Source organism: Paraburkholderia bengalensis, assembly GCF_037126505.1.
In the GTDB taxonomy this organism is placed as follows: domain Bacteria; phylum Pseudomonadota; class Gammaproteobacteria; order Burkholderiales; family Burkholderiaceae; genus Paraburkholderia; species Paraburkholderia bengalensis.
Genome location: NZ_JACFYJ010000165.1, coordinates 1 through 9,860 on the forward strand (window position 1 = coordinate 1; position 9,860 = coordinate 9,860).

Consider the following 9,860-nt stretch of genomic DNA (forward strand, 5'->3'; position numbering starts at 1 on the left):
CGCGGCGGCGGGGGCGGTGATCGGCGCCGTCGCGGGCGATGCGGGCAAGGGCGCGGCTGCGGGCGCGATTGCGGGCACTGTGACGGGCGGCATGCGCAAGCGCCATCAGACGGCTGCCGCCGAGCAGCAACAGCAGGCCGTGCAGCAGCAGACCTCGCAGCAAATGACGACATGGAACCGCGCGGTCGTGGCCTGCATGAATGGACGCGGCTACACGTCGCAATGACCGGACGATCGAAGGGAGCCGCGTGATGAACCGTCGACCGTATCTGAATCATCCGAAAGGGAACGCAGCTGCCGTGCAACGCGTGGGACGCGCGGCGTCGCGTGTGTCAGCGCCAATGACGCTTCATGCGTCGCGTCTGATGCTGGCGGCGGCGTTCGCGTCGATCGCCACGCTCACGGCCTGCAAGAAAGCGCCCATGGAACCGCCGCGCCCGACCGTCGACGTCACCGTCGTCACGGTCGAGCAGAAGGAAACACCCGTCGATTTCGAGTTCACCGCGCAGACGCAAAGTTCGCGCGAAGTGGAAATTCGTGCGCGCGTCGAAGGTTTCCTCGACAAACGCGTGTACACGGAAGGCGCGCTCGTGCAGCCGAACCAGGTGCTGTTCGTGATGGACAAGAAGCCGTTCGAAGCCGCGCTGCAGTCCGCCAAGGGCGCGCTTGCGCAGCAGCAGGCGCGGCTGCTCGTGACCAAGCAGAATCTCGCGCGCGTCATCCCGCTCGCAGCGCAGAACGCGTTGAGCAAGAAAGATCTCGATGACGCCACCGGCAACGAGAAACAGGCCGAAGCCGCCGTGATCGCCGCGGAAGGCGAGGTGCGCACGGCCGAACTGAACCTGAGCTACTGCACGATCCGCTCGCCGCTCAAAGGTCTGTCGAGCTTCGCGCGCGTGCAGGACGGCAGCTACGTGACACCGACGCAATCGGGGCTTCTGACCTACGTCTACCAGCTCGATCCGATGTGGGTGAATTTCAGCATCTCCGAAAACGAACTGCTGAGCTATCGCGATCAGGTCGCGAAGGGCCTGCTGCGTTTTCCGCCCGATAACCAGTTCGACGTGACCGTGATTCTCGCCGACGGCTCGGTCTATCCGCAGCAGGGCCGTATCGACTTTACGAACCCCGCGTTCAGCCAGGAGACGGGTACGTTCCTCGTGCGCTCCACGTTCGCTAATCCGAAGGGCACGTTGCGGCCCGGGCAGTTCGTGCGCGCGAAGGTGTCGGGCGCCGTGCGGCCGAACGCGATCCTCGTGCCGCAGCGCGCGGTGCTGCAGGGCGCGAAGAGTCACTTCGTGTGGGTGGTCGATCAGAACTCGAAGCCGCATCAGCGTGTGATCGAAGTCGGCGACTGGCATGGCGACGACTGGTTCGTCAACGACGGCCTCAAACCGGGCGAGCGCGTGGTGGTCGACGGCGCGATCCGCGTGTCGGCGGATTCGCAGATCAAGGTGGTCGGCGCGCCGGGTGCGCCCGGCGCGCCTGCTTCCGCGCCCGCGGCGGGCGCGGCGCCGGCATCGACATCGACATCGACGTCCACGGCGCCCGCCGCGCTCGCGCAGACGCAAACGCCCCAAACGCCGTCCCGCCCGGGCACCAGCGCTACCAGCGCCAGCCCATGACCTGACGACCGACGCCCTCCGGCGCCCCCGATCCGATGAACATCTCACACTTTTGCATCGACCGCCCGATCTTCGCTTCGGTCATCTCGATCGTCATCACGCTTGGCGGCGCACTCACGATGCTCGCGTTGCCCACGGCGCAATACCCCGACATCACGCCGCCGCAGATCACGGTTTCCGCGACCTATCCAGGGGCGAGCGCCGACGTGGTCGCCAACAACGTCGCCGCGCCGATCGAGCAGCAGGTCAACGGCGCCGACAACATGATCTACATGAGTTCATCGAGCTCCTCGACGGGCAATCTGACGATCAACGTGTACTTCCAGATCGGCACGAACCCGGAACTCGCACAGGTCGACGTGCAGAACCGCGTGAACCTCGCGCTGCCGCAACTGCCGCAGTCGGTGACCAATCAGGGCGTGCAGGTGCAGAAGAAGTCGCAGGCGTTCATGATGGTGATCGCGATCTATTCGCCCACTGAGCGCTACGACGCCACCTACATCGCCAACTACGCGAACGTCTACGTGCTCGATGCGCTAAAGCGCATTCCGGGCGCGAACCAGTCGAGCATCTTCGGCACGCCTGACTACGCGATGCGCATCTGGTTGCGGCCCGACCGCATGGCGCAACTCGGCATCACGGCCGCCGACGTGCAGCGCGCGGTGGCCAACCAGAACCAGCAGTTCGCCGTCGGGCGATTAGGGCAGTCGCCCACCGGCAATCCCGTCGAGCAGTCGTTTGCCGTCACCACGACAGGGCGGCTGACGGAGCCTTCCGAGTTCGAGAACATCATCATCCGCGCCCAGAGCGGGGGCGCCGCGATTGTGCGGCTGAAGGACATCGGCCGCGCGGAACTCGGGCAAAAAGACTATTCGATCCGCAGCCGCTTCCAGGGCAAGCCGGCCACCGTGATCGCCGTCTATCAGCAGCCGGGCGCGAACGCGCTCGATGTGTCGAAGCAGGTGCGCGCGACGCTCGCCGACATGAAGAAGACCTTCCCCGAAGGCATCGACTACGAAATCGCGATGGACACCACCGAGTTCACGCGGGCGTCGATCACAGACGTCGTGCACACGTTCTTCGAGGCCGTGGTGCTGGTGGTGATCGTCGTGTTCGTGTTCCTGCAGAGCCTGCGCGCGACGCTGATCCCTGTGCTTGCCGTGCCCGTGTCGATCGTCGGCACGTTCATGGGGATGGAGGCGCTCGGCTTCTCGATCAACATGCTTACGTTGTTCGGCATGGTGCTTGCCATCGGCATCGTGGTTGACGATGCCATCGTGGTGATCGAAAACGTCGAGCGCAACATGACGGTGAACAAGCTCGATCCGAAAGCGGCCGCCAAGCAGGCGATGGACGAAGTGGCGGGGCCGGTCGTGGCGATCGTGCTCGTGCTGTGTGCCGTGTTCGTGCCGGTGGCCTTCCTCGGCGGCATCACGGGGCAGATGTACAAGCAGTTCGCCATCACGATTGCGATTTCGGTGGTGATCTCGGGGATCGTCGCGCTGACGCTGTCGCCCGCGCTCGCCTCCTTGCTGCTCAAGCCAGGACATCACGAGAAAAAGGGCTTTTTCCGCTGGTTCGACAACCAGTTCGCGCGCATGACGGCGGGTTATACGCGCGCCGTGCGGCTCGTCATCAAGCGCTTCGTGATCGCGCTGCTGCTGTTCGTCGGCATGATCGTGCTGGCAGTTTTGATGATGCGCGACATTCCGACCGCGTTCCTGCCGCCCGAGGACCAAGGCTATCTGCTCGGCGCCGTGATCATGCCCGATGCCGCGTCGCTCGACCGCACAGGCGCGGTGTCCGATCGCGTCTCGGAGTACTTCATGAAGCAGCCCGCCGTGGGCAGCATCACGACGGTGGATGGCTACAGCCTGCTCGATAGCCAGAACAAGAACAACTCATCGACGTTCTTCGTCGGGTTCAAGAGTTTCGACGAGCGCTACAAGTCGGACAATATCCGCACGCAGAATGCGCGCGCCGTGCTCATCGATGCGTACAAGACGCTCTCGCAGATCCGGCAGGGCATTGTCGTGCCGTTGAATCCGCCGTCGATTCCGGGCCTCGGCACCACGGGCGGCACTGAAATGTGGATCCAGAGCAAGGGCGATGCGACGATCGCGCAGTTCGCGGCCGTCGTCGACGATTTCGTCGCGAAGGCGAAGCAGCGCCCCGAACTGACGGGCGTGACCTCGACCTTCAACGCGAACTCGCAGCAAATGCTCGTCAACGTGGACCGCGACAAGGCAGAAACGCTCGGCGTGCCGGTGCAAGATGTCTACAGCGCGATGCAGACGATGTTCGGTTCGCTGTACGTGTCGCAGTTCAACCGGTCGAGCCGCTTGTGGCAGGTGATCCTGCAGGCCGAGCCGTCGTACCGGTTGAAGCCCGAGGATCTCACGCAGGTTTTCGTGCGCAGCTCCAACGGCAGCATGGTGCCGTTGAAGTCGGTGGTCACGTCGCGCTACGTGACGGGCCCGGACCTGATCACGCGCTTTAACAACTTCCCGGCCGTGAAGATCACCGCGAACGCCGCGCCCGGCTACGCGTCGGGCCAGGTCATCGCCGCGCTCGAAGACATTGCCAGGGGCATGCCTTCGGATTACGGCATTGCGTGGAGCGGGGAGGCTTACGAGGCGAAGCAGTCGGGCGGCACGTCGAGCCTCGTGTTCGTGTTCGGCCTGATCATGGTGTTTCTGATTCTCGCCGCGCAGTATGAGAAGTGGAGTCTGCCGTTCGGCGTGCTGATGGCGGTGCCGTTTGCCCTCTTCGGTGCGTTGCTCGCGATCCTGCTGCGCGGGCTGAACAACGACGTGTACTTCCAGATCGGCCTGACGATGCTGGTCGCGCTCGCGGCGAAGAACGCGATCCTGATCTTCGAGTTCGCGGTGATCAACCGCGAGGCGGGCAAGTCGGTGTTCGACGCGACAATGACGGCCGCCGAGGAACGCTTGCGGCCGATCGTGATGACGTCGTTGGCGTTCATCCTGGGCTGCGTGCCGCTTGCCATCGCGACGGGCGCGTCGGCCAACAGCCGGCATTCGATCGGCACGGGCGTGATCGGCGGGATGCTGGGCGCGACGGCGATCGCCGTGTTCTTTATCCCGATGTTCTTCTATCTGCTGGAGACCTTGTCGGAGCGCAGCGCGAAGAAGAAAGGCAAGCCTTCCGGGGAAACGCCGCCTTCCGCGACGGGTGGCGGGCCGGGTGCAGGGCTGGCACCTGATTCGAGGCAAGGCGAGCCGCCGAAGGTGCCCCCATCGGCGGGCGGTCCTGCTGTCGGTGGTGGACCGACGACGAGCCCGTCCGCGTCGCGCGAGGATGACTGACATGCGCCGCGCCCTCGTTCTCTGTGTGCCGTGCGTTCTCGCGTTGGGCGGCTGCCTGCTCGGCCCGAACTATTCGCGCCCGCCGCTCGACGTGCCCGCCACGTACCGCTTTCCCGACAACTACGCCGTCGACATCGCCAACACCGAGTGGTGGAAACAGTTCGACGACCCGGTGCTCGACGACCTGATCACCACGGCGCTCGCCAACAACAACGACGTGAAGGTGGCCGCTGCGCGCGTCGACCAGTTCCTCGGCCAGTTCGTCACAACGCGTGCGGCGCTGCTGCCGCAGGTCGGCGCAAACTTCGGCGCCGAGCGCCAGCGCCTGCCCACGTCGGGCTCGCCGCTGCTCGCGAACCTGAACAACCCGGTGTTCAACACGTACACGGCGTCGCTGGCGGCATCGTGGGAAATCGACCTGTTCGGGCACAACCGGCGCCTGACGGAATCCGCGCGCGCGAGCCTGCTGTCAACCGAAGAAGCCAAACGGGGGACGATCCTGTCGCTGGTGGCGTCGGTGGCGTCGTCGTACATCAACCTGCGTAGCCTCGACAAGCAGCTCGAGATCGCCAAGGCGACCACGCAAAGCCGCGCCGAATCCGTACACGTGTTCGAGCTGCGCTTCAAGGGCGGCGAGGTTTCGCAGATGGAACTGGCGCAGAGCCAGTCCGAATACGAAGCGTCGCGAGCGGCCATTCCGCAGATCGAAGGGCAGATCGCGCAGCAGGAGGACGCGCTGTCCGTGCTGCTCGGGCGCAATCCCGGCGATATCCTGCGCGGTCGCGCGCTCGGGGAACTGGCGGCGCCCGCCGTGCCCGCGGGGCTGCCGTCCGATCTGCTCGAGCGGCGCCCCGATCTGCGCCAGGCCGAACAGGATCTGATTGCCGCGAATGCGCAGATCGGCGCGGCCAAAGCGCTGTATTTCCCGCAGATCTCCATTACGGGTTTGCTCGGTACGCAGAGCGGGCAATTCTCGAACCTCTTTACGGGCCCGGCGCGTGTGTGGTCGTTCGCGGGTTCCGTCACGCAGCCGATCTTCGAAGGCGGCGCGATCGCAGGTCAGGTCAAGCAGGCCGAGGCGGTGCAGCAACAGGCGCTGTACGCCTATCGCAAGGCGATTCAGGTCGCGTTCCAGGAAGTCGACGACGCGCTGATCCTGTCGCAGAAGCTGCGCGAGCAGTTCGATGTGCAGGGGCGGCAGGTCGAGGCGCTCGCTACATATGCGCGCCTCGCGAGGCTGCGTTACGAAGGCGGCTATACGAGCTACATCGAAGTGCTCGATGCCGAGCGCAGCCTCTTCAACGCGCAGTTGAGCGAGACGCAGACACAGGCGGGCGTGCTGGTGTCGTATGTGAACCTGTACAAGGCAATGGGCGGCGGCTGGGTCATCAGCGCAGAAGGAATGACGACCCAGCAGGCCGCGCGCGCCGCGACAGACGCCAACCCGCCCGCCGATAACGCGACACAGGGTGTGAAATGAGCGAGACCGTCGCGACCCGCCCCGGACGACCTGCGGCGCGCGCAAGGCACGTGATCGCCTGCCACGAATGCGATCTGCTGCAGCGCGATCACGACGTGCCGCCCGAAGGCGTGCTGCGTTGCTGCCGCTGCCGCGCGACGCTCTACCGGCATCACTCGGACAGCCTCGAGCGCACGCTCGCCTATGCGCTTGCGGCCTGTGCGCTGTGGATCATTTCCAACGCGTTCCCGATCGTCGGACTTGCGGTGAACGGCGATCTCGTCGAAACGACGATGTTCGGCGCCGTGCGCGTGCTGTATCGCGACGGCATGTGGCCGCTCTCGGCGCTGATCTTCATCACGACCATGCTGATGCCCGCCTGCCAGGCGTTGGGTCTCGTGTGGCTGCTCCTGCCGTTGCGGCTCGGGCGCACGCCGTATCGCGCGGACGGCGTGTTCCGCGGGCTGCGCGTCGCGCAGGAATGGGGCATGACGGAGGTGCTGATTCTCGGCCTGCTCGTCGCGCTGGTGAAGCTGTCGCATATTGCGTCGGTGGTGACGGGCCCCGCGTTGTGGTCGTTCGGCGTGCTGATGCTGATGCTCGCGGCAGCCGCTTCCGCGTTCGATACGCGCGATCTGTGGGCGCGCCTCGAAGGTCATCCCGACACCGGTCCCGCATTCGACAGCGACACGCCGTTTCCGGCGGACACGGCGGCGGGGTGCGGCCTGTGCGTGTGCCACGACTGCGGCCTGCTCACGCGCATCGCGCCCGAGCAAGCGCAGCACGAGAGCGCCTACGCCCGCCTCGACGCGCCCGTGCAGTGGCCCGAGCACGCGGGGCATTGCCCGCGCTGCGGCGCGCACCTGCATCTGCGCAAGCCCGACAGCCTCGCGCGCACGTGGGCTTGCCTGATTGCGGCGGTCATCCTCTATATCCCCGCGAATGTGCTGCCCGTGATGGACACGAGTTCGCTGTTCGGCGCGCAGAAGGACACGATCATGAGCGGCGTCGTGTATCTGTGGACGTCGGGTTCATGGCCGCTTGCCGTGCTCGTCTTCGTTGCGAGCATCGCAGTGCCGATGCTGAAGATTCTCGCCATCGGCTTTCTCGCGCTGTCGGCGAATGTCCGGTCCACGTGGCAACCGGAGCATCGCGCCCGCATCTACCGGATCGTCGAGCTTGTCGGGCGCTGGTCGATGCTCGATATCTACGTGATCGCCGTGCTGACCTCGCTCGTGCAGTTCAACGCGCTCGCGACGGTGCGCGCCGGCCCCGCCGCGATCGCATTCGGGGCGGTCGTCGTGCTGACGATGTTTGCTGCTATGTCGTTCGATCCGCGGCTCATCTGGGATGCGAGGAAACAGGAATGAGCAGGCCGCCCGAACTTCCCGATGCCATCGCCGTGCCGCGCAAGCGCTGGCGCATCCAGTGGATCTGGCTGGTTCCCGTCGTCGCCGTGCTGATCGGGGTGTGGCTCGCGGTGCAGGCCGTGCTGTCGCAAGGCCCGACCATCACGATCAGCTTCAAGACGGGCGAAGGCCTGGAGGCGGGCAAGACCAAGATCAAGTTCAAGGACGTCGATATCGGCGTTGTCAAGAAGGTCGCGCTGTCGAGGGACTACAAGAACGTCATCGCGACAGCCGAGCTGACGCGCGATGCGACCGACATGCTCGTCAACGATACGCGCTTCTGGGTCGAGCGCCCGCGCGTGACGGGCGGCAATGTGTCGGGCATCGGTACGCTGCTGTCGGGCGCGTACATCGGCATGGACATCGGTCGCGGCAAGCAGGAGCGGCGCGATTACGTCGGGCTCGAGACGCCGCCCGTGTTCGCGAGCGACGTGCCCGGCCGCGAGTTCGTGCTGAAGGCGTCGAATCTGGCATCGCTCGATGTCGGCTCGCCCGTCTATTTCCGGCGGCTGCGCGTGGGTCAGGTCACGTCATTTGAACTCGACAAGGACGGCGGCGGCATCACGCTGCATATTTTCGTCAACGCGCCGTACGACCAGTACGTGAAAAGCGACTCGCGCTTCTGGGAGGCGGGCGGCATCGACGTCGCGCTCGGCACGGAAGGCGTGCGGATCAACACGCAGTCGCTGGTGTCGATCCTGATAGGCGGGCTCGCGTTCGAAACACCCTCCGACTCGCTCACGCAGGCCGAGGCGCCCGTGCGCACGCCGTTCACGCTGTTCGAAACGCGCGCCGACGCCATGAAGGTCCAGCACCGCATCGTCGATACGTACGTGCTGAACTTCAAGGAATCGGTGCGCGGCCTGACGGTCGGTGCGCCCGTGGATTTCCGCGGCATCGTGATCGGCGAGGTGTCGGCGATCTACACGCGCTTCGATCCCGTCACGAAGAAGATCAGCATTCCCGTCGAGATCAAGTTCTATCCGGAGCGCTTCACGTCGCGTTTTGCGGAAGGCGGTCCGCCGGAAGGGCGCGCCAGCAGCGATCCGAAAGCCGTCGGCAATTTCCTCGTGTCGCGTGGCTTCCGCGCGCAGCTGAAAACGGGCAGCCTGCTGACGGGCCAACTGTACGTGTCGTTCGACTTCTTCCCGAACGCACCGAAGGCAACCATCGACTGGAGCCGCACGCCTCCCGAACTGCCCACCGAGCCGAGCGGCCTGCAATCGCTGCAGGAATCGCTGAACCGCATCGTCGCGCGCATCGACAAGCTGCCGCTCGAGCAGATCGGCAAGAACACGCAAGATGCGCTCGGCAATGCGAGCGTGCTGCTGCAGAACCTGAATACGCAGGTCGTGCCGGCGGCGAAGAACACGCTGTCGGCGGCGCAGAGCACGCTCAAGTCGGCCAACGGCGCGCTCGCACCCGACTCGGCGCTGCAGCAGGACACGAGCGACGCGATGCGCGAGCTGGCGCGCACGGCGGCGTCGTTCCGCGCGCTCGCCGATTATCTGCAGCAGCATCCCGAAGCGCTGCTGCGCGGCAAACCGGAGGACGCAAAGTGAAGCGATCGATGCTGCCGCGCGGCGCATGCCTGGCCGTCGTCGCCGCCGTGGTGCTGGCCGCGTGCAGCTCGCCGCGCGCGAACTTCTACACGCTGAGCGCCGATCCGGCGCTGGAAAGCACGGGCGGGGCGCTGCCGGTGTCGGTGGTGGTCGGGCCCGTGACGATCCCCGACCTCGTCGACCGGCCGCAGATGGTGACGCGCGTCACGGGCAACGAGGTGAGACTCAATGAGTACGCGCGCTGGGGCGAGCCGCTCAGGAACGGCGTCGCGGGTGTGATCGCCGCCGACCTGACGCGGCTGCTCGGCTCGCCGCGCGTGGCGGCTTCGTCGCAGTCGGCGGGGGACGCGGACGCGTGCCGCGTGCGCGTCGACATCGTGCAGTTCGACTCGATGCCCGGCGAGGCCGTCGCGATCGACGCGCTCTGGACCGTGCGCGTCGCGGGCCGCAGCGCGCTGCTCACGGGCCGCTCGACG

7 protein-coding genes are annotated in these 9,860 nt (G+C 65.9%); all 7 read left to right on the plus strand.

Annotated features, from left to right (window positions below):
• Window positions 1-226 (plus strand): glycine zipper family protein (locus H3V53_RS41210; RefSeq protein WP_336602739.1); only part of this gene is annotated, 226 nt, incomplete at its 5' end.
• 115 nt (window positions 227-341) lie between these two features.
• Window positions 342-1,625: an efflux RND transporter periplasmic adaptor subunit gene (locus H3V53_RS41215; protein WP_336602745.1), complete on the plus strand. Its 1,284-nt coding sequence runs from the start codon at window positions 342-344 to the stop codon at window positions 1,623-1,625.
• Window positions 1,626-1,660: 35 nt separating this feature from the next.
• Entirely contained in the window at window positions 1,661-4,954 is a 3,294-nt protein-coding gene (locus H3V53_RS41220) for an efflux RND transporter permease subunit (protein WP_336602740.1), read from the plus strand.
• Window position 4,955: 1 nt separating this feature from the next.
• On the plus strand, window positions 4,956-6,434 hold the full coding sequence (locus H3V53_RS41225) for an efflux transporter outer membrane subunit (protein ID WP_336602741.1): 1,479 nt from the start codon (window positions 4,956-4,958) through the stop codon (window positions 6,432-6,434).
• Window positions 6,431-7,783 (plus strand): paraquat-inducible protein A, encoded by a 1,353-nt coding sequence (locus H3V53_RS41230; protein ID WP_336602742.1) that lies wholly within the window; start codon window positions 6,431-6,433, stop codon window positions 7,781-7,783. Before H3V53_RS41225 ends, H3V53_RS41230 begins: the two co-directional genes overlap by 4 nt.
• Window positions 7,780-9,384, plus strand: coding sequence for a PqiB family protein (locus H3V53_RS41235; protein ID WP_336602743.1), 1,605 nt, complete (start codon window positions 7,780-7,782; stop codon window positions 9,382-9,384). Before H3V53_RS41230 ends, H3V53_RS41235 begins: the two co-directional genes overlap by 4 nt.
• The coding region (locus tag H3V53_RS41240; protein WP_336602744.1) for a PqiC family protein at window positions 9,381-9,860 on the plus strand (480 nt) is incomplete at its 3' end. The genes H3V53_RS41235 and H3V53_RS41240, both read left to right, overlap by 4 nt.